Raw genomic sequence first — 20,719 nt, forward strand, 5'->3', positions numbered from 1 at the left:
GTCGTCATGATAAAAATTCATTTAGATATTTTACTCGCTAAGCGCAAGATGAGTGTGACAGAGTTAGCTGAGCGTGTAGGCATTACGATGGCGAATGTATCGATATTAAAAAATGGTAAAGCAAAAGCGATTCGCTTTTCAACTCTAGAGGCCATTTGTGAAGCTCTTCAGTGCCAACCGGGTGATATTATTGAGTATGTGAGAGATGAACCATTGGATTAACGGATTACAAATGGGGGACGTGTCATGTTACAGACTACGAATATAAAAGCAGTGACGAACGAGAAAAATCACTTACGATATGATCTTGGACGCACGATGTTCATTGGGGCAATCTATGCCTTGTTTGGGTTTTTAATCACGGAATTGATTGTCAATACCTTACGAATCAGTCGCTTAACAGGCATAAACCTTGAAACGGTCAATGCCGTTAGTATCGTGCTGACAATCCTGCTTTTTATCGGTTTGATTGTGTTTGCGCTTACTGTTGCAGTGAAACTAGTATCAGGTCATGTTATCGATTTACTTATCATCGTCTTTGCGGTGGTATTTCTCCTCTTTAGTGTAGGGTTATTTGCATGGCTATTTCCCATGCTCAACCAAGCAGATGACCCAGGACCTGGTGCAGGGATTCTTCTATTGTTCTTTATAATCAGTTATCTGATGATTGTCTTTCTTAGCACCATTAGTGGTTTTGTCTACCATCACAATCGAAAGCGCAAGTAAAGACACACGTTTTACTTGCGAAAGTAACGAAAGCGCTTTAGTATTGACCTTAACTAGAATAGAGGAGTGAGATTAGTATGGATAGACAACGATTGGGTCAGACAAGTTTTCATGTGTCACGTGTAGGATTTGGTGCTTGGCAACTCGGTAACTTAAAAGACTGGGGAGAAATGGATGACAAAACAGCGGTTAAGCTTGTGCATGAAGCGATCGACTTAGGGTGTAATTTTTTTGATACCGCGCTAATTACGGTTTAGGTAAGAGTGAGACGATTTTAGGCGAAGCGTTTAAAGGTAGACGAGAAGAGGTTGTGATTAATAGTAAATGTGGGCACCACATTGATGATGTTCAGAGCTTTGATCGAAAACGTTTAGTTGAATCTGTTGATGGTAGTTTAAAACGACTCCAAACGAACTATTTAGATTCATTATTGCTTCACAACCCACCATTTGACGCACTCTCACAAACAAGTGAAGCATATGGTGTACTAGAAGACTTAAAACGACAAGGAAAGATTAAAGCCTATGGTGCTTCTGTTGATACAGGTAAAGAAGTTGATCAAATTATTACTGAAACTAATAGTGACGTGATTGAGGTTATGTTTAATATCTTCCATCAAGAACCACTTGAAGCAATCAAGCGCGCAAACGATAAAGCGTTGGTGTGATTGCCAAAGTGCCCCTTGATTCCGGATGGTTATCAGGTAAATATGGTGCAAGTAGTACTTTTACTGGTATTCGCAGTCGTTGGAGCGAAGCGGAAATTAGAGAACGCAGTGAATTTGTTCAAGACGTGCGAAAAATCATTGGCGACAATCAATCGATGGCAAGCGTCGCACTTCAATATATTTTATCATTTGACGCATTCTCATCCGTCATTCCAGGTGCCAGAAATAGCGAACAGTTAAGACAAAACATGTCCGCTACTCATAAGCCACTAAACGGAAGAATAAAACAACAATTACATGATTTATACGAGACAAAAGTGAAGCAGCTAAATCTTAACTGGTAAATTAATAAGCCATCTAACCATTCGTTAGGTGGCTTTTAAAAAATAAAAGAAAAAAATATTTACATTCATGTTAGAACGACACGTTCCACAAAATCAATGACGACAATGATTAAAATAACGGTTTTTACTACGTTATGAAGCTGTGTTGTGATGGTTGGATTCACATCAAAGCCAAACCGTCTAAACAAATAGTGAAAGAAATCTTCATTCTTTCGCGCATAGCCATGATTTTGTTGAAGTGTGGTGAGGATGCAACCATTGTGTAATCTTTCATGGGTATAGTGACCGATAATAAGTAGTAGGCCGATATAGTATGGAAAAACAATCGCTACATAGAATGAAAAAACAATAAAAGCAACGTGCACAACTAGAATTGAGAAATCAAAGGACTTCTTTGATGGCTCTGACATGATGTTCACTCCTTTGAAAAAGTATTATAGTCTTTCTTACCCTAAGAAACAAAGCGGTAAACTGTTGCTATAAGAATAGTTGGGATGTAATTAGTTATTATATCGGTCAGTAATAAATAGACAGAATAAATCAATATTAATATTATTTAATAATAGCGCTTTCCTTTTTACACTTATCGTTTTAAAAATCCGATAATAGTTATATATAAAGGAAAAGGGGATGCGCCTATGAACGCAAAAATAAGTATTCAAAAGAAAATTTTAATTTTTGTCCCAATTGTTTTAGTTAGTTTAGCTTTACTTGCTTATCTTAGTTATCAATCAGCCAAACAAGCTATAGAAGAAGAAATCAACGACAAGATGCTTTATTTGTCGAATGATATTGAACACTTTATCGATGGACAGTTGATGAGTCACCAGCGCCTAGGAGAAACAATGGCTCAAACTATAAAGGCATTCGGTTCAGAATTAACACGTGAACAATATCATCAGCTAATGGCTGATTTTATCCAATTGAATGATGATACTTATGGTATGGGCGTCTGGTTTGAACCGAACCAGTATAACGCAGCATTAGAATACTTTGGTCCTTATGCATATAAGATGGTGAGTCTGTTCTCTTTACTGATGAATATGAAACGCGGGATTATCATTATCCAGCCCAAGATTGGTATCAATCAGCAAAAGAAACACAGGCTGTCATATGGTCAGAGTCCTATTATGATCAAGCGCTGGATATGACAATGATTACAACGAGCATTCCGTTTGAGGTGAACAATAGATTTACTGGTGTTGTGACAAGTGATATTGATATATCAAACCTTCAGTCGGTTATTAATAATGTTTCAATCGGAGAGTCAGGTCAGGCTTTTTTATTAAATGATCAAGGGCATTTCATCGCCCACCCAACAGAAGCTCTGGCCGCACATTTTATTGGAGATGATGAGCAGTATAGTGAAGTTGCGGATGTGTTAGGAGAACAATCTGATGTCGGTTTTTCAATCAGTAGCAACGAGCAGCCGAGTAAGGTTTACTTAACCAATGTACCTAGAACGAATTGGACGCTAGGATTTGTGATGCCTGAATCTGAAATGTATCAATCACTAGAAGATTTATTGATACGTGTGATCGCCATTGCTGCAGCAATTACTATTATCTTTATTATTATTGCTTTAGTTCTAGCGCGTACGCTTACGCGCCCAATTAAACAACTATCAACAGAAGTTAAAAAAGTCGCTAGTGGTGATTTTAGAGTTATGTTAGAATCCCGTTCACATGATGAAATTGGCGAATTAACCGAAGATTTTAATACGATGATTCAGTCCGTTAGTCAGTTGATTTTTGGTGTGAAACACTCCGTTAGCCAAGTACATGACGCTTCGACGCAACTGAGCGCAGTAGCAGAAGAGACATCCGCATCAAGTGAAGAAATTAGTCGAGCGATGTCGCAAGTATCGGCTGGCACAACCGAGGCGGCTCATTTTGCGGAGGCAACGAATGAAGAAACACTCCAGTTATCAGAGAAGATTCAAAATCTTTTAACACAAGCAGAAGAGCTTAAGAGCTTTGTTGAATCGGTGGAGTTAATCCAATCTGAAGGTGCTTCCCAGATGAATGAACTGAGTACACAAGCAAAAGCATCACTTCGAGTCGTCAATGGTGTTAGCCATTCTATGACAGAACTTGCAAATAAAATTCAAAAAATCGCTTCTGTGGTCACAGTGATTGATGACATTTCAAATCAAACAAACCTATTGGCACTCAATGCTCGATTGAAGCTGCTCGTGCCGGTGAACACGGAAAAGGCTTTGCGGTTGTCGCAGAAGAAGTCCGTAAGTTAGCAGAAGGAACATCAAAAGCAACAACAGAAATTGCCCAAACGATTGATGAAGTAAGTCAAGGTTCAACGGAAGCTATAAAGGCGATGAGTGAGTCTAAAGACATGACGGAACGTCAAGCGGATGTTATTAATCAGACGACAGCTAGATTTACTTCGCTCGCATTAGAAAACACGAAAGTAATGAAGGCTGTTGAGGCAATCACAACAGACGTCTTAGATATTAACGCATATAAAGATCAAGTCGTTCAGGCTATTTCACAAATTGCGTCGATATTGGAAGAGACAGCAGCCGCAACGGAAGAAGTTGATGCATCAAGTGCTGAACAGTTAGTAGCACTAAAGATGGTGACAGAATCAGCAGAAAGTCTCCAACAAAACGGCGAGGCGCTGAATAGCGAAATAAATAATTTTAAAACAAACTGAAGCCAAAAACCTTGAAGCACCTCCATGCGTCAAGGTTTTTACTGTGGTATACTAGTTGATAACATATCATACATACAAGGAGTGAGAAAATGAAGCTATTTTTCATCCGTCATGCGGAACCAGACTTTTCCATCCACGATGATAGCATGAGACCGTTAACGGAAAAAGGCCAATATGACAGTAAGCTCTTAGTGAAGACTTTTACCGGTGAAACCATTCATGCAATCTATTCTAGTCCATACATACGCGCTATTGATACTGTCCAACCGTTAGCCATATCTTTAGGATTAAAGGTACAGACAGTGGAGGATTTACGCGAACGAAAAATTTCCGACCATTGGATTGATGACTTTGAAACGTATACAAGAAGGCAATGGGAAGACTTTTCTTATCATTTACCAGAAGGTGAAAGTTTAATGATTGTGCAGAAACGTAATGTTGCAGTCATAATGGATTTAATTAAGCATCATTCAAATGAAACGATTGTGATTGGGACTCATGGAACGAGTCTTAGTACAATCATTCAATACTTTGAGGCAGGTTTTGGTTTAGCAAACTTTTTGGCACTGAAGGATAGAATGCCGCTTGTCATTGAAATGACGTTTAAAGATAGCGTCTATCAAGGATTTAAGGAGGTTGATTATGTTTGATTATAGTTTGATTGAATGGGGGATTTTACTGTTAGCCGGGATTGTGATTGGTTTTTCTAAAACCGGAATTCAAGGTTCAACAATTTTTGTTGTGGTATTAATGGCACTCACGTTCGGCGGGATTGTGTCATCAGGGATGATGTTACTCTTACTAATGGTAGGAGATGTCTTTGCGGTAAAACATTACGGGCATGAGATTTCGATAAAAGACATTTTACACCTCTTACCCCCCGCTGTCATTGGTGTATTACTCGGTGTCTGGTACGGTCAATATGTCAATGATCAACAGTTTAAAATGACGATGGGTGTCATCGTCCTCTTGTGTATTGTCTTGTTAGTATATAAAGAAATTAAAAAAGCGCCCATTAAAATCAGCAACCATAAATGGCTCACGACGCTTGTCGGCGTAGTAAGTGGGTTTTCATCGATGGTTGGTAATGCGGCTGGTCCTATCTTTGCGATTTATATTTTAAGTAAACAGATTGGTAAACGTAAGATGATTAGCTCAACAGCGTGGTTTTTTCTTCTACTGAACATGTTTAAGTTACCTTTCCATGTGTTTGTGTGGCAATCAATCGAATGGAAACATCTATTATTAGCCTGATTCTTTTACCGGTTATCTTCGCTGGGACACGTGTTGGCATTTGGCTTGTGTCTATTATTAAAGAAGAAACGTATCGGGTGTTTATTTTTGTGACTACGGTGATTTCGGCGATTTATTTATTTGTTTAAATAGAATGAAGTGATTGGTCGAAAAAAATAGGAAATATCGAGTTTTACGCCCTTTTTATAATGTCGAGAACCATTGCGACTTCAATCAGGAGTTGTTGATAACATGTATAAACGCAGGAAACATGTTACAATAGTCATGCTTTATATATCAAAGGAGATGAGAAAATGGATTGGATGAATCTTTTAGTGGATATTGCTAAACCAATTGTGTTAGCCATCATTACATTAATTGTTGGTTTAGCCATCATTAAGGCTGTTGTTAAAGTCATTGGCAGTCAGATCGAAAAGTCAAAACTCGATGATAGTCTAAAGCCGTTCTTACAGTCAGTAATAAGTGCGGTATTAAAAGTGTTACTCGTAATTTCAGTTGTCGGTATTTTAGGTATTCCGATTGCGTCATTTGTCGCTATTCTAGGTGCGGCAGGTTTAGCGATTGGCTTAGCGTTTCAGGGTTCCCTTGCCAACCTTGCTGGTGGTGTCTTACTCCTAACGATTCGCCCGTTTAAAGTCGGCGATTATATCGAAGGAGCTGGATACAGCGGTACAGTTAAAGCGATTCAAATTCTTTATACAGAACTTGTGACGGCAGATAATAAAATGATTTTCATTCCTAACGGAAATCTGTCTAACGCTGGTATTACTAACTACTCCGTTAATAGTACGCGCCGGGTTGATTTTACGTTTGGTGTTAGCTATGATGCGGATAATCAACATGTACTACAAGTGTTAAGAACGATTATCACTAATCATGAATTAGTTATGCAAGACCCAGAACCATTCGTACGTCTAGCTAATCATGGCGACTCTTCTGTTGATTACGCTGTTAAGGCATGGGTAAAAGCAGAAGATTACTGGACGGTTTATTATGACGTATTAGAAGAAGTCAAAGTTACCTTTGACCGCGAAAACATTGGTATCCCTTATCCTACAATGGATATTAATATGACTAATGAGTAAAATAAAAGATTTGAATGACAAACAGCTTGGGGAATAATCCCCAAGCTGTTTTCTATAGATATCGTTATGAGCTCTAGGTGATGTGCGTTATGCACAGAGATTATTTTTTAATATGGAATGTTGATGAGAAAGCGACGGTATTTTCAATCGTGTCCTCAACCGGGCAATGCGCTTCAAGGAAAGCGACAAAGTCACTAACTTTCTCTTCACCGGCATCCGTTTCAATATGATACGTCGCGCGGATATCATAAAAGCCAGGGCGGACATCCGCTTTATCAAAGAAACCATCCAAATCAATATCGCCTTCTAATTCAACTTTAAACCCTTTTAAATCAATATCAAACTTCTCAGCATACGTTGGAGCGACAATCGATTGGCAAGAACCAAGTGCTGCGAGTAACAATTCCACTGGATTGACTGCTGTATCAATTCCGCCGAGGGACTCAGGTTCATCGACGAAAACAGTATGTTGACGTGCGGTATTCTTGACTAAAAACTTATCCTCTAAAGTTGATGTTGCGGTAAATGTTTGTGTTGCCATAATATTCTCCACCTTTTTTCATCTCCTACAACCCTATGAAAAACACCCTTCTCTAAAAAAGAGAAGGGCGTAAAATCCGTTGATCTGTCTACCTCCTCATCTTTAGCGTTTGCTTCTGAAATTGGCACCTTACTATCACTAGCGGTTGCCGAGAGTTCACAGGGTCAGTCCCTCCCTCTCTCTTGATGGGTTGTAAAAGTATGAATTTTCAGTAAATATACACGATTATGATTACTTTGTCAACGTAGTTATGTAAATGAAAATGAAAGTAGCCCGTTTTTTTCTGATTTAGACCTTCTGTTAAGAATTGCAAAAGTATTTATTTTTTAGGGGAATCGGTCGATATTACTATGGTATGAAAGAAAAACAGACAGGATAGTAAAATAAATAAGAAGAAAGAAGGGGAATTATGTTAGGGATGAAACGAAAACAACGAAAAGATAAAGTAGAACACACAATCACGTCACTAGAACATTATTCGCGTGAATATTTACTACAAATGATTGGTTCAACGGCAGGACTTGGAAAAGTAGAAGTCGAACTCAGTTTTGTGAAAGATGCGATTCATCATGTCAGTGATATATTAAAACGCCAATCAGAAGATAATCTCGCTTTCACTGAAGAGGTCACCGCAACAATGTCTGAGATTGAAACTACTATTGAAGAGAATGTGAGCCGGGCAGAAGATATATTCGAACGAATTGAGGCAGTGACTTTAACGACAGAAGAAAGCTTATCACATATTAAGAGAATGTCAGATATTTGTCTCCAAGTGACTAAGGGGAATGAGACAGTCAATACGCATTTAGATCAGTTACTTGCCAAAGTTGAAAAGATTGGCGAGATTGTCAAGGTCATCGAAGGGATTGCTGATCAGACGAACTTACTTGCACTAAATGCCTCTATTGAAGCGGCACGTGCAGGAGAAGCAGGAAAGGGCTTTGCGGTTGTTTCGGATGAGATTAGGAAGCTCGCTGAGAATACGAAAACATCGCTGACAGAATTTGAGACATTTAAACAAGAAATTGAACATGTATCAAACAATAGTGTCGAGAGTTTAACGATGATTAATCAATCGATGGTGCAGATTCCTAACGCTGTCGAACAAGTGACGGCAGGTCTTTCGGGTAACTATGGAGCGATTGATCACATTAAAATAGATATGGAATCCTTTGTGGCGTCATTTCAACAAGTGAGTAGCTCAGCGACGTCTGTCACCGATGCGGTGAAAGGGAAAGTCGATGAAGAAGAGAAGTTAGCGAAAATGATGGATGGATTAATGGGTCAAATGAGTGAACTGGATTTAGTCCGCCAACAAATGAGAACATTAGATGTTGATATTATTCAGCAAAATCAAGCAGCTTATCAGCAGTTTTTAAGTGAAAATAATCCGATTCAACCAGAAGAACTGATACACATTTTGACTTCAGCACTGAAACAGCACGAACACTGGCTGGATACATTGTCTGATATTGTAGAGTTAAATCAACGGCTACCCATTCAAACGGACAGTCATCACTGTGCTTTTGGTCACTATTATCAAGCGTTAGAAATTATCGATCCGGTTCTTACCCCCATTTGGCAAGCAGTTGAAAAAGAACACGATGCATTACATGAATCAAGTCATGATATTTTAGCAAATGTCGGTAAGGAAGAAGCGAAACAGCAAGTTGCGCTTGAAAAAACAAGGAAAATTTCAAAACAACTATCGGCACATATTAACAAAATGATTAACCATTTACAGTCACAACGACAAACAGTCTAAAGAAAAGAGAAGAGGTTCTTACTAGAACGTCCTCTCTTTTCTTTGTGGATATGAAAATCAGTCCTAGTCGTTGAGTATCTTTTTAACCATCTCCACGTGCGGAATACCGTCTTCCATAAAGACTTCTGAAACCACGTTATATCCAAGGCGTTCATAAAACGGAATGGCGTGTGTTTGGCCATGCAAGAGATACTGTTTAGGTTTCTTTTCATGAGCCATTTTTTCAAGTGCAGCAATCACTTGTTTACCGAGACCATATTTACGGTATGGTTTTAATACGCAAATACGCTCAAGCTTAGCTGACTGACCGATAAACCGTACCCGTCCAGTGGCGGCAGGTACCGTGTCATGGCGGATTAAAACGTGGAGACAATCCGCATCTAACCGGTCATACTGATCAAATTCGATAGCTGCTGGTACCTGTTGTTCTTCAATAAACACGTGTCGTCTAATATTAAAAGCGTGTTGCAGGGCAGATTGTGTTGTAATACGTGTCAATAGCATCCATCCTTTCTGGTGTTCCTATGATTATATCATGATGAGTGATCGATCTGTCTAGTGCTCGTTTCATCATGAACCAACGTGTCAATCAACGTCTCTTAATAGTAAGTAAATAAAATAAGGAGCACCAATAATGGACACAATAATACCAGCAGGAATAATGGTGTTAATCAGACTGCGACCAAGTGTATCAGCTACTAGTAATAACCAACCACCAATCAACATGGTAAGCGGTAAAAATAATTGATGGCGCTGGCCAACTAAACGTTTAGCCATATGCGGAGACATGAGGCCGATAAAGCTAATTCCCCCTGTCACTGCTACACTTGATGCGGCTAAAGTTACCGCACTCAAAAGTAAAAGTAATCGCTCTTTTTTAATTGCGACCCCTAAACCAATCGCTACACCTTCTGAAAGGCTTAAGATATTTAACTTTTGTGCCTTAATAAAAGTTAATGGTACGAAAACGATTAGCCACGGTAACAGGGCATAAACAAACGGCCAATCGGTGCCCCAAATGTTCCCTGCGAGCCATTTGGCGATAAAATCAACTTTTTCTCGCTGGGCACTAGAAATAATCACAACCATTAATCCTGATAAAGCAGTAGAAACACCGACGCCGGTTAAAATTAACCGGAGAGGTTTTAACGGGCGATGACGTTCATAACTGAAGAGGTAGATTAATACAGCTGTCAGCATCCCGCCTAACATCCCCACAAGTGGAACAATGTAAGTAAACAGACCTGGTTCAAGAGGAATAAATAAAAACAATAAACTGATCGAGACACCGGCCCCAGCATTAATGCCAATCAGCCCAGGATCCGCTAAATCATTACGCGTTAAACTTTGGAGAATAGCGCCAGATAAACTCAGTCCCATCCCGGCTAAAACAGTAATAAAAATTCGAGGAAGCCGAAGCTTAAAGATTATAAACTGTTCGTTAAAGCTCCCATTATTTAAAAACGTTTGTATCACTCGGTTGATAGGAATCTTAGCGGTACCGGCATTTATAGCTATCAGCATAGTCGAGACCAAAAGGAGAGCGAATATAACGAGAAATATACGTTGCTTTATTATACGTTGTTTATTCATAGGCCGTGTCCTCCTCGTCGAACAATCATAAGAAAGAAAGGTAAACCAATTAGCGCAATAATTGCCGCAACCGACGTTTCAAAGGGCGCATTTAACGTCCGGCCAAGTGTATCAGCAAGCAACATGAAAATCGCACCGTATAGGCTGAGAACGGCAGGATATAACGGTAATCTCGGCCAATCATTCCACGTACAATGTGTGGCACCATCAATCCGAGGAAAGTCATATTCCCGACTAAAGCAACCGATGCGCCTGATAAAACGATAACAATGATAAACAAGATGATTTTTGTTTGGGTGACGTGTTGACCGAGTCCGATAGCGACATCTTCATTTAAACTTAGTACCGTCAGTTGCTTAGAGAAAAACATCGCAATCACAATCCCGCAAAAGATAAACGGAGCAATCGTCCATAGCTGTGACCACTGGGTTCCAATCAGTCCTCCAGCTGTCCAGGAGGCGATATCTTTTGACCGATTAAAGTAGAGGCCGATCCCATCGCTTATCGCATACAGTAATGTTGAAATACTAGCCCCAGCTAAAACCATTCGGAAAACCGAGGACTGTTTTTTGGTCATTGTTAGTCCAAAGACAAGCAGTGCCCCAAGAGCTGCCCCGACAAAACAAATAATCAAAGTCAACCACATTGAGGCACTTGGTAATAAGACAACCGATAAGCTTAACGTAAGATATGCGCCTGCCGATAATCCAAGCAAGCCAGGATCGGCTAACGGATTTCGGGTCATTCCCTGCATAATGGCACCAGCAACACTCATCGCACTACCGACAAGAACGGCCCCTATTTCACGTGGAATTCTTATGTCACGTAAGACAAGAACGGCATCTGTAGCTTTATTAGTAAATAAGGCAAGAAAGATATCGGAAAGAATCACATCTTTAGCACCAAAACGGAGCGCTATAAAAAACATAGCAATGAATAAGCTAAGACCAAGCAATAGATGACTTTTTTTAGATAATCCTTTGAAGGTATCTAGCATATCGATCAACTCTTTCTGAAAGTTTAACAAGGGAGGCGATAGACGCACTCCCTTGTTAGTGTACCAAATCGTATAAGTAAACCATAGCTGTTTCGATTGAGAAGATGGCTTTGGTTTATTTCGTTAGGAAAGCTTCTTTAAAGAAGGCGAGTTGTTTTTCTAACGTAATCGGGTCAGTAAATGACGCACCTTCTCCTTGCATCTCAATCACGTTGCCGTTTTGTACGGCAGGAATATTTTTAAATGTGTCTGTTTGTTCAAATGCTGTGTCTGCTTCCTGGTATTTACTTAAGACAAGATAATCACCTACATACTCAGGTAAGACTTCTTGTGATAATGTGAAGTAACCAGATTCAAGTGCATCTTCTTTTACTTTTTCAGGCATCTTTAAATCCATTGTTTGATAAAGAATTTCCGTCCCACGTGCCCAGTTGTTACCATAGACGTAAAGATCTTTCCCAAATGCTTCAATGACTGAGACTGTTGTATCTTCACCGATCTCTGCTTTGATCTCTTCACCAATAGCTGTTGCGCGTGATCTAAAGTCTTCGACCCAAGTGGTTGCTTCTTCTTCTTTATTTAATAATTTCCCGATTTCGATATGTTGGTCTAAATAATTAAGCTTTCCCCAAGTATAAGTGACTGTAGGTGCAATATCTGTTAATTGATCTAAATTTTTTACCGTCGAGAGTGCAATAATTAAATCAGGGTTTAATGAAATGACGCTTTCTAAATTGTCTTCTGATACTTCCGCAACATCTTGCAGTTCTTCTTCAAAAGTAGGGTTACTTTTAGACCATGTATCCACTCCGACAACATTGACGCCAAGTTTTAATACATCTCCGGTATAACCTGATAAGACAACTACACGTTCAGGGTTTGTTGGTACTTCTACAGATCCGGTTTCTGATTCATATAAGAATGTCTCGTTTGTCTCTTCGGGCGTACTGGTATCAGTCTGATCGTTTGTATTTGAGTCTTCAGCTTGTTCCTCGTTGGTATTACATCCCGCAAAAAGAATTAAGGCTGTGAATAAAATAAAGATGGATAGTAGTTTTTTCATGTTAGTAGTCTCCTTTAAATAAGTTATAAGTTAAGCACATCGGCTTATTGTTCGTTGGGTCGGTGCCAATCACTGCATCAATCTGGAAGACGGCTTTTAACACATCTTTTGTAAGTATATCTTCTGGTGTACCCGCTTTTATAATCTCACCATCTTTTAAGGCGACAATATAATCAGAAAAACGTGCGGCTTGATTAATATCATGCAATACCATAATAATCGTCCGTCCTTCTGTTTGATTCAATTTTTCAAGTAAAGTTAATACTTCAAGCTGGTGAGCCATATCGAGGTAAGTCGTTGGTTCGTCCAAAAAGATAATGTCTGTTTCTTGAGCTAAGGCCATCGCAATCCATACGCGTTGCCGCTGACCACCCGAAAGTGAATCAATCGGTCGCTGTTTAAATTCGGCAATTTGTGTCACATCAAGTGCCCAGTTAATGACGTCATGATCGTGCGGACTTAAGCGGCCGAGAGCCGATTGATATGGAAAACGACCATAAGAAACGAGTTCATGAACCGTTAAGCCTTCTGATCCTTCTGGTGCTTGAGGTAAAATCGCCATTTTTTGAGCTAATGTTTTTGTTGGTTCTGTTTGGATCGCTTTCCCGTCTAATGATACAATCCCAGATGCGTAAGGAATCAGACGAGTCATCGCTTTAAGTAACGTCGATTTACCAGAACCATTCGCACCGATAATCGTCGTTATTTGTTTATCAGGTATCGTTAGCGTTAAATCTTTTATGATAGGAGAAGCGCCATAACCAACCTTTAGTTGATTTGTGGTGAGGCGAGTCATAGTTATTACCTCCGTAATGAGAGTGATTCTCAATGTCATTTGTGTTTACTACTATAGCGGGAATTTACTAGTGTGTCAATATAGTAGGTGGTTTTTTTCACCTATTGGTGTTTGAAAAGTGTGAAAATAATAAATTTTATAAAAAATATTGAGAATGTCAGCTACTTCCGATATAATTGATAATGATTATCAATTAGAAACGACGCCGTCATGACTGATATCAAACATTAGAAAGAGACGGAACGTCTAATAAATACGAGAGGAAGTAATCTTATGGAACTTTTTGACGTGACAATTATTGGTGGAGGACCGGCTGGTCTTTATTCTACCTTTTATAGTGGCTTGCGCCACATGAAAACAAAGATTATTGATGCGGAAGACAAGTTGGGTGGAAAACTTCATGTCTATCCAGAAAAAATTATTTGGGATGTCGGTGGTCTCGCGCCACTTACTGGACAAGCGCTCATCGAACAGTTAACGACGCAAGCTTTAACATTTAAGCCAACCGTTATATTAAATGAACAGGTTGTGTCGATTGAAAAAACCGAGGATTATTTTGTGCTGACGAATAAAGCCGGTGAAAAGCATTATAGTCAAACAATCATTGTTGCGGTTGGTGGTGGCATTTTAAAACCAAAAACATTAGAGATTGTCGGGGCTGAACGTTTAGATGTTGAAAATATTCATTATACGCTGACCTCACTCAGCTACTTTAAAGGGCGTACAGTGATGATTTCAGGTGGAGGAAATGCGGCGGTTGACTGGGCGAACTTACTTGAACCCATTGCGAAAAAAGTGATGTTGACGTACCGAAAATCGGCGTTAAAAGGTCATGAACAGCCGGTGAAACAATTACTCAACAGTTCTGTTTGCTACTACCCTGAAACCGAAATTACCCGATGTGTTGCTGATGGTAACCGGATTACGGCGGTCGAACTTACGGATTGTCAAACAGAAAAGACCATACTTAAAGAAGTAGATGATGTGGTGATTAATCATGGTTATGAAAAAGATGCGAGTCTCATAGAAGAGACAGATTTATCACTTGAACGAGAGGGTGAATTCTTCTTAAAAGGTAATAGCCTTGGTGAAACATCTGTCCCTGGATTATTTGCTGCAGGTGATATTATTAGCTATGAGGGGAAAGTTAATCTGATTCTCGGTTGTTTTCAAGATGCGGTGAACGCGGTTAACCAAGCAAAGACGTATCTTAATCCTGAAGCAAATGCTCGCGCGATGGTGTCATCACACCATACCGCTTTTTCGGATAAAAATAAAGAAATTAGAAAACAACTCACCGACTGATGGCTCTCCTGGGCCATCTTTTTTTAAGCAACTTGCTTTCTTCGGGTGTTTAAATTTGGTATGATGACCTTTGTGTGTTTATTCAAACAAGGAGCCGTTAATGGCTCACGTGATCGTACAAGTTAAGTTAAGCAGAGGAGAGAGGCAAGTGAAGAAATTATTAATGAAGCCGAGTATTGCCATTTCAGTAGCAATACTCTGTTCAGTATTATGGGGAAGTGCTTTTCCGGTCCTCAAAGTAAGTTATGATGAACTACAGATGTCAGCGGATGACGTAGTTGCCAAAATGGTCTTTGCTGGTTTAAGGTTTTTACTCGCAGGCTGTTAGTCCTTATCTTTTTATTCTTTATGAATCGATCAGCTATAAAGATAACAAAGAAACAATTTGGGATTTTACTCGTCCTTGGTGTCATTCAAACAGCCTTCCAGTACTATTTCTTTTATAATGGATTGGCGCGTGTTACAGGTATGCAGGGGGCGATTTTATCTTCCGGTGGCATTTTCTTCACGATTTTAGCTGCCCATTTTTATTATAAAGATGACCGTTTAAGCAAGCAGAAAGTAATTGGAATTCTTGCTGGTTTTAGTGGAATTATCTTAGCTAACTGGGGACAATCACTGACACTTAGCTTCCAGTGGGACGGGGAAGGATTTATGTTGATGGCTGGAGTGACCAGTGCGATTGCGACGATTATGGCAAAGGAGCTTGCGACCGGGATTCATCCATTTGCGATCACAGGTTGGCAGCTTACTCTCGGTGCGGTGGCGCTTCTTCTCATTGGCTTTCCGCAACTTGAACCAGGTGCAATCCAATTTAATGCACTCGGGTCTGGTTTGTTGTTATACTCTGCCTTTTTATCTGCGATAGCCTTTGCTTTGTGGTATTCTCTGTTGAAATACCATCAAGCCGGACGCATCAGTATGTATAAATTTATTACCCCGGTATCAGGGGTATTGTTATCGGCGATGTTTATTCCGGGTGAATCACTCACATGGATGCTCGTTGTTGCGTTTGTGATGGTGGCGTTTGGTATTATCATCGTGAATCGAAAATAATCATTTAAAGTATAAAAAAGTAAAAGCTTTAACATTAGTCATTCTACTAGTGTTAAAGCTTTTTTTGTGCTGTTTTTTAGTCATAAATACCTACATTTATAGTGGCGTGATCTAAAAATTTAGAAAATGTTCAACCGTTTTTTTTAGACTAGACATAGACTGGAGCATTAGGTAGATCAACAGCTAAATTAAGGGTGTGATTATATCATGGTAATACCTTTAACACTTCGAGCAATGCGTTGAATGTATTCTAAATTATAAATGAGCGAATATGATTTAAAAACGGAGGGTGAAAAATGAAAAAAAGTATTAGTATGGTCTTATTGTTTGTATTACTTATTAACACGTTATCAAGCAGTTTAATGATACCCCAAGTTTTAGCTGAGACAACAAAGGTATCAGCAATTGAGTCAATCGTGTTTGAAACGGAAGAGGAAAAACTCTCATTAGATGAGGCGAGTGGGAAAGGTGCAGTGGTGGTTAACTGGACAACCATGTCGATGGATTCAACTGAGTCAATAACTGAAACAATGAAGATACCTGACCGAATAAGCATCACCAACCAATCAGGTGAATTGATTGATGAACAAACGCAGGCAATTATAGGTGAATATAAAATTGAAGCAAATCAATTATCACTTCTATTTGATGCAGGCATTGTTGATACATATAGAGGGAGTATCTCTATTGAAGCAATCGTTGAAGAAGACACAGTAAGAAATCATGTGTACGGCGATAAAGGAGTAGAATCAACAGAGAATACGCAAGAAAACCAACTAGAAGATAATGAAACAGTTGAAACGGAAGAAACGACAGAGATAGCAGAATCATCGGATATGAAGATAACTAGCTTCACAACTGAAGCAGAGGTTACTGATCATTTCTATATTGAAACAACGGTGAAAAAAGATGGTGAGGTTTTAATAGACGGCACAGAAATTATTGTAGCCCCCCCTTTCAGTCATACAGTTTTAGAATTAACCTATGATTTTGAATTAGAAAATGGACATAGCTATGGAGACGGTTCATTTTACACTATAGAAGTACCTTCTATGTTTACAATTCCACAAGTGCCAGAATCTGATTCATCAGAACTCAAACGCGCAGATGGTACGGTATTTGGAGAGTTCTATACAAATGGTAATGATATTGTCATTGTATTTAATGATACGATTACACAGGAGTCTAATATCCAAGGGAATATTACGTTAGAAGCGGCTTTTGATGGTGCTTACGATGGTCCAGCCGAAGGTGAGCCGATTGTCTTTCCATTTGGTGAGAATGACACAGTAGAGTTTCCTATTTCTTTTAAACCAGATGAAAATGGTTTAGATAAACAAGGGATCGGTAACCGCGGTTACAATACAGAAACAATCACATGGACAGTTGATGTGAATAAAAATCTTCAACAAATGTCGAAATGTCGTCCTAACAGATCAAACGTCTACAGGTGATCATAGTTTTATGGAAGCATCATTTAAAATTTATGAATTAACCATGAATGCGGATGGGTCATTTGAAGAACCACTGACGGATGTAACAGATGCAGTATTAAATAACGACTTTAATCTTACAGTGGATCCATCAGATAAAAGTTATGAATTAAGAATGGGTGATATTAATAAAGGTTATCGGATTGTTTATGATACAACCGTAAACGACCGCGTCGGTACCGAATATAAAAACAATGTAACGCTTACGTCAGATAGTCCGGATGTGTTAACGACAGATGCGACAGTCGCGGTAACGCGAGGGAAACCACTTGAAAAAGAAGCGACGGATTACGATGATGTCGGTCAAATTGTTGACTGGGAAGTAAAGTATAATTATGACGAAAAAGACATCGGTCAAGAGCAAGCGGTCTTGACAGATACTTTTCAGGATAACAACCAACAATTGATTGATGGATCCATGGAAGTGTATAAAGTATCGATTGACCCAGATACTGGAGTAGAAATAGGTAAAGAACGGTATGAGAACTATACACTAACAAGAACTGCTTCAGGATACGAGATTCAATTTAATGAATCCATTCATGAACCATTCAAAATTAAATACCAAACAGAAACAATCGATCGTGTGTCTGAGGACGGCATAGTAACGAACACAATTGAAGATGATTTTGGTAATGAATCAGAAGGTAGCCAAACGATTGGACAAGGTATTCTTATCAAAAATAATACTGGGGCTAACTATAAGGAAAAAACAACGGATTGGTCTATTATCATTAATCGTGATGAAGAAGTTATGACGAATGTGACTGTCACAGACAAGTTACCAGCTGGTTTTACGTTTGACGAAGCATCGTTAAATATTAATGGATATGAGGGTGAAACAACTGTTACCTATAGTGATGCAAATGACGAAATGACAATAAAATTTTTAGATGATGTTACTCAACGCGTTGACATTACTTATACCACTGATATAGATTTTGATGTTGCTGGAAGAGAAGGTAGTTATTCGAACAGCGCTGTTGCCGAATGGATGCCGGAAGGTGAATCAACCATGGTCACAAAAACGGGTTCAGCTACCTTTGTGCCTGACGGTTACACGAAAAATAACGGTTTTAAGTTTGGCCGCTACAATGTAAAGGAAAAAGAAATCACTTGGACCATTGGTGTTAACTATAATAATGAAACACTTGAAGATGTCGTCGTTACTGATCCTATCTTAGGTAATCAGAACTTTGATATAACAAGTGTGAAAATCTATGAGATGATTTTAACCGGTGGCGCAAATGGCTTTGAAAAAGGAACGGAAGTGACAGGTGATTTTACGATCACTGACTTAGCAGATAGTTTAGGAACGGAGGTGGCTTTCTCTGTTCGATTGGGTGATATTCAAACCGGTTATGTCATCGAATTTACGACAGACTTTTCAGATGAAACGGTCGAAGCACTTTATGAAAACACTGCGACAATAGAAAGTGACAATCATGAAGATACAGTCTTAGATGCATCAGTCAGTCCAAGATATGGCGGTGAATTTACAACGAAATCAGGTCAACAAAATAGTGACAATGGTCGTATTGTGAACTGGACCGTGAACGTCAACCGTAGCCAATCTAAGTTAGATAATGTGGTTATAACGGATACGCCAAGTATCAATCAAACGATCATACAAGAAACTTTAACAATCTACGGTACAACTGCAACGGAAACCAATATTGTTAAAGACTCAGAAGCAGTGCTAGAAGAAGGCATAGATTATACGGTTACCTTTAATGAAAATGAGAACGGTCAAGAAAGTTATGAGATTAACTTTTTATCAAGCATTGAAGAAGCTTACGTACTCGAGTATGACACGTATATTTTGTATGAAGGTGATGGGAATATTTCAAATGAGCTATCAATTGTTGGCCAGCAGGTAGCTGAAGGTGAAGGCGATACTAATGTCAATCAAGCAATCGACTTTAGAAGTATTTCAGGCTCCATTAGTGGTGAAGTTGGCTCGTTAACGATTAAAAAAGTGGATGCTGAAAATAACGAAACAGCTTTAGAAGGTGCAGCATTTCATCTCTATGATGAAGCAGGGGACTTTTAATTAAAACAGGTACCACAGATAGTAACGGAGAGTTAAGATTTATTAATCTATTGTTTGGTGAGTATCAACTGAAAGAAGTGACACCACCAGAAGGTTATACGGTTAATCCTGCAGTTGGTGATTCACAAAATGTAACTGTGGGGAGTGGCAGTGTTGATAATAACCGGATTATTGAAGTAGAAAACTACGAGATTAAACCTGATATCAGACTCACAAAAATTGATGGGACAACGAATGAAGCATTAGAAAATGTCGGCTTTACATTATATGATGCAGATAATGATCCAGTAGGTAACGAACATGTTACAGATGCTAGTGGGGTGATTTATCTAGAAGATTTAACACCAGGGGATTATTATTTTAAAGAAACGACCGAAAAAGAACACTATCAAGAAAATAGTACCGAGTATTATTTTACAATTAAAGACAATCACACCGTTCTTGATATTGAACGAGACGCCATTACGGTTGAAAATGAGCTCATTCCAGGTAGTGCTTTTATGGAAAAGGTTGATGCGGATACGGTGAGTAGTAATAATGGCCTTTCTGGGGCAAGATTTAGCATCGTGTCTACAGATGAAGGCATTAACTTTAGTAAAACAGTCATCTCAGATGAAAACGGCTTAATTGAGACAGGTGACTTACGACCGGGTAACTATACGATTGAGGAAATCTCTGCTCCAAATGGCTTTAATTTGAGTGATCGCGAACCTATTCCGTTTAACATCGCTTTAAGTCAAACGGATCCAGTGGAGATTTCAACCGAACCGTTTGGAAATAATGTAAAGACAACGGCCGCTGAAATACTGAAGCGGGATGCTGTAAGCAACCGATCATTAGCTGGTGCTAAGTTTGAGCTTAGTTATCAGTCAGGAGACTACTATGATTCTAATAAATCTTTCACGTCTATTACAGGTGAGACAGATGAGAATGGTATCTTAAGGTTTGATAACTTAAAGCCAGGTATCTATGAGCTTGTAGAAACAGAAGCACCAAGTGGCTATATTTTAGATCAGACACCGATAGAAATAGAAGTAACATTAGATGATGTTGCGCTAGGGCAGGTCGTTAGAACGACAGTAGACAATCATCCTTTTGCGGCAATTCGTCTTAAGAAAGTGGATAATGAAACAGGTGCGTCGCTTTCAGGTGCGAGATTTGAATTAATTGATTCATCAGATCAAGTTGTATCTGGTTATGAAACACTCATGACAGACCATAACGGAATGATCGAGCTGACAGGACTTGTGCTGGTGACTACCGTCTGCGCGAAATAGCTGCACCAGATGGTTACGCGATTCAAACTGG

The 20,719-nt window shown here is 39.2% G+C and carries 21 protein-coding genes, 3 pseudogenes and 1 riboswitch; of the genes and pseudogenes, 17 read left to right on the forward strand and 7 right to left on the reverse strand.

Annotated elements, in window-relative coordinates:
• Positions 1 to 6 precede the first annotated feature (6 nt).
• From JCM19043_RS01820 to JCM19043_RS17990, 4 genes and pseudogenes are all read left to right on the forward strand, one after another.
• A complete protein-coding gene (locus JCM19043_RS01820; protein WP_062319484.1) occupies positions 7 to 222 on the forward strand; it encodes a helix-turn-helix transcriptional regulator in 216 nt (71 codons plus the stop codon).
• A gap of 24 nt (positions 223 to 246) precedes the next feature.
• Complete coding sequence (locus tag JCM19043_RS01825) at positions 247 to 726, forward strand: hypothetical protein (RefSeq protein ID WP_062319486.1); 480 nt, start codon at positions 247 to 249, stop codon at positions 724 to 726.
• 170 nt (positions 727 to 896) lie between these two features.
• A pseudogene (locus JCM19043_RS17985) lies at positions 897 to 1,393 on the forward strand (aldo/keto reductase).
• Positions 1,390 to 1,737 (forward strand): aldo/keto reductase, encoded by a 348-nt coding sequence (locus tag JCM19043_RS17990; RefSeq protein ID WP_255349918.1) that lies wholly within the window; start codon positions 1,390 to 1,392, stop codon positions 1,735 to 1,737. The pseudogene JCM19043_RS17985 and the gene JCM19043_RS17990 overlap by 4 nt, the downstream one beginning before the upstream one ends.
• A gap of 65 nt (positions 1,738 to 1,802) precedes the next feature.
• Here the strand turns inward: JCM19043_RS17990 and JCM19043_RS01835 are convergent, their stop codons facing one another.
• Positions 1,803 to 2,147, reverse strand: a complete 345-nt coding sequence (locus tag JCM19043_RS01835) for a hypothetical protein (RefSeq protein WP_062319488.1) — start codon at positions 2,145 to 2,147, stop codon at positions 1,803 to 1,805.
• Positions 2,148 to 2,375: 228 nt separating this feature from the next.
• Between JCM19043_RS01835 and JCM19043_RS01840 the strand changes: the two genes are divergently transcribed.
• From JCM19043_RS01840 to JCM19043_RS01865, 6 genes and pseudogenes are all read left to right on the forward strand, one after another.
• Positions 2,376 to 2,888, forward strand: coding sequence for a hypothetical protein (locus JCM19043_RS01840; RefSeq protein ID WP_062319490.1), 513 nt, complete (start codon positions 2,376 to 2,378; stop codon positions 2,886 to 2,888).
• A pseudogene (locus JCM19043_RS17145) lies at positions 2,849 to 4,410 on the forward strand (methyl-accepting chemotaxis protein). The gene JCM19043_RS01840 and the pseudogene JCM19043_RS17145 overlap by 40 nt, the downstream one beginning before the upstream one ends.
• Positions 4,411 to 4,499: 89 nt before the next feature.
• Entirely contained in the window at positions 4,500 to 5,060 is a 561-nt protein-coding gene (locus JCM19043_RS01855; RefSeq protein WP_062319496.1) for a histidine phosphatase family protein, read from the forward strand.
• Entirely contained in the window at positions 5,053 to 5,664 is a 612-nt protein-coding gene (locus JCM19043_RS01860; RefSeq protein ID WP_062319497.1) for a sulfite exporter TauE/SafE family protein, read from the forward strand. Before JCM19043_RS01855 ends, JCM19043_RS01860 begins: the two co-directional genes overlap by 8 nt.
• Positions 5,640 to 5,792, forward strand: coding sequence for a hypothetical protein (locus JCM19043_RS16220; RefSeq protein WP_156321309.1), 153 nt, complete (start codon positions 5,640 to 5,642; stop codon positions 5,790 to 5,792). Before JCM19043_RS01860 ends, JCM19043_RS16220 begins: the two co-directional genes overlap by 25 nt.
• 165 nt (positions 5,793 to 5,957) lie before the next feature.
• Entirely contained in the window at positions 5,958 to 6,749 is a 792-nt protein-coding gene (locus JCM19043_RS01865; protein ID WP_062319499.1) for a mechanosensitive ion channel family protein, read from the forward strand.
• Between the two features lie 100 nt (positions 6,750 to 6,849).
• On the opposite strand, the gene JCM19043_RS01870 is transcribed toward JCM19043_RS01865, so the two are convergent.
• A complete protein-coding gene (locus JCM19043_RS01870; protein ID WP_062319501.1) occupies positions 6,850 to 7,290 on the reverse strand; it encodes an OsmC family protein in 441 nt (146 codons plus the stop codon).
• A gap of 93 nt (positions 7,291 to 7,383) precedes the next feature.
• Positions 7,384 to 7,482: riboswitch (SAM riboswitch) on the reverse strand.
• A gap of 226 nt (positions 7,483 to 7,708) precedes the next feature.
• On the opposite strand from JCM19043_RS01870, the gene JCM19043_RS01875 reads away from it, so the two are divergent.
• Positions 7,709 to 9,055 (forward strand): methyl-accepting chemotaxis protein, encoded by a 1,347-nt coding sequence (locus JCM19043_RS01875; protein WP_197274722.1) that lies wholly within the window; start codon positions 7,709 to 7,711, stop codon positions 9,053 to 9,055.
• Between the two features lie 63 nt (positions 9,056 to 9,118).
• Here the strand turns inward: JCM19043_RS01875 and JCM19043_RS01880 are convergent, their stop codons facing one another.
• The 5 genes and pseudogenes from JCM19043_RS01880 to JCM19043_RS01900 form a co-directional block, all read right to left on the reverse strand.
• Complete coding sequence (locus JCM19043_RS01880) at positions 9,119 to 9,559, reverse strand: GNAT family N-acetyltransferase (protein ID WP_062319506.1); 441 nt, start codon at positions 9,557 to 9,559, stop codon at positions 9,119 to 9,121.
• An 81-nt stretch (positions 9,560 to 9,640) separates the two neighbouring features.
• The gene (locus JCM19043_RS01885; protein WP_062319508.1) at positions 9,641 to 10,648 is read right to left on the reverse strand and encodes an iron ABC transporter permease; all 1,008 of its coding nucleotides are present in this window, start codon (positions 10,646 to 10,648) and stop codon (positions 9,641 to 9,643) included.
• Positions 10,645 to 11,645 (reverse strand): annotated as a pseudogene (locus JCM19043_RS01890) (FecCD family ABC transporter permease). The gene JCM19043_RS01885 and the pseudogene JCM19043_RS01890 overlap by 4 nt, the downstream one beginning before the upstream one ends.
• A 115-nt stretch (positions 11,646 to 11,760) precedes the next feature.
• Positions 11,761 to 12,708 (reverse strand): iron-hydroxamate ABC transporter substrate-binding protein, encoded by a 948-nt coding sequence (locus JCM19043_RS01895; protein WP_062319510.1) that lies wholly within the window; start codon positions 12,706 to 12,708, stop codon positions 11,761 to 11,763.
• A 1-nt stretch (position 12,709) separates the two neighbouring features.
• Entirely contained in the window at positions 12,710 to 13,504 is a 795-nt protein-coding gene (locus JCM19043_RS01900; protein WP_062319513.1) for an ABC transporter ATP-binding protein, read from the reverse strand.
• 273 nt (positions 13,505 to 13,777) lie between these two features.
• Between JCM19043_RS01900 and JCM19043_RS01905 the strand changes: the two genes are divergently transcribed.
• The 6 genes from JCM19043_RS01905 to JCM19043_RS01925 all read left to right on the forward strand — a co-directional run bounded on the left by JCM19043_RS01905 (position 13,778) and on the right by JCM19043_RS01925 (position 20,688).
• Positions 13,778 to 14,809 (forward strand): NAD(P)/FAD-dependent oxidoreductase, encoded by a 1,032-nt coding sequence (locus tag JCM19043_RS01905; protein ID WP_062319515.1) that lies wholly within the window; start codon positions 13,778 to 13,780, stop codon positions 14,807 to 14,809.
• Positions 14,810 to 14,909: 100 nt separating this feature from the next.
• Positions 14,910 to 15,137 carry a hypothetical protein gene (locus JCM19043_RS17150; protein ID WP_231631353.1) on the forward strand — a complete coding sequence of 76 codons (228 nt, stop codon included), beginning with the start codon at positions 14,910 to 14,912 and terminating at the stop codon, positions 15,135 to 15,137.
• A gap of 20 nt (positions 15,138 to 15,157) precedes the next feature.
• Positions 15,158 to 15,865, forward strand: coding sequence for a DMT family transporter (locus JCM19043_RS01910; RefSeq protein ID WP_231631354.1), 708 nt, complete (start codon positions 15,158 to 15,160; stop codon positions 15,863 to 15,865).
• A gap of 296 nt (positions 15,866 to 16,161) precedes the next feature.
• Complete coding sequence (locus tag JCM19043_RS01915) at positions 16,162 to 17,319, forward strand: Ig-like domain-containing protein (protein ID WP_062319517.1); 1,158 nt, start codon at positions 16,162 to 16,164, stop codon at positions 17,317 to 17,319.
• 10 nt (positions 17,320 to 17,329) lie between these two features.
• Positions 17,330 to 19,411 carry a collagen binding domain-containing protein gene (locus JCM19043_RS01920; RefSeq protein WP_062319519.1) on the forward strand — a complete coding sequence of 694 codons (2,082 nt, stop codon included), beginning with the start codon at positions 17,330 to 17,332 and terminating at the stop codon, positions 19,409 to 19,411.
• Complete coding sequence (locus JCM19043_RS01925; protein ID WP_255349927.1) at positions 19,411 to 20,688, forward strand: collagen binding domain-containing protein; 1,278 nt, start codon at positions 19,411 to 19,413, stop codon at positions 20,686 to 20,688. The genes JCM19043_RS01920 and JCM19043_RS01925 overlap by 1 nt, the downstream gene beginning before the upstream one ends.
• Positions 20,689 to 20,719 lie beyond the last annotated feature (31 nt).

The organism is Halolactibacillus sp. JCM 19043 (assembly GCF_001310395.1).
GTDB classification, from domain to species: Bacteria; Bacillota; Bacilli; order Bacillales; family Amphibacillaceae; genus Halolactibacillus; species Halolactibacillus miurensis.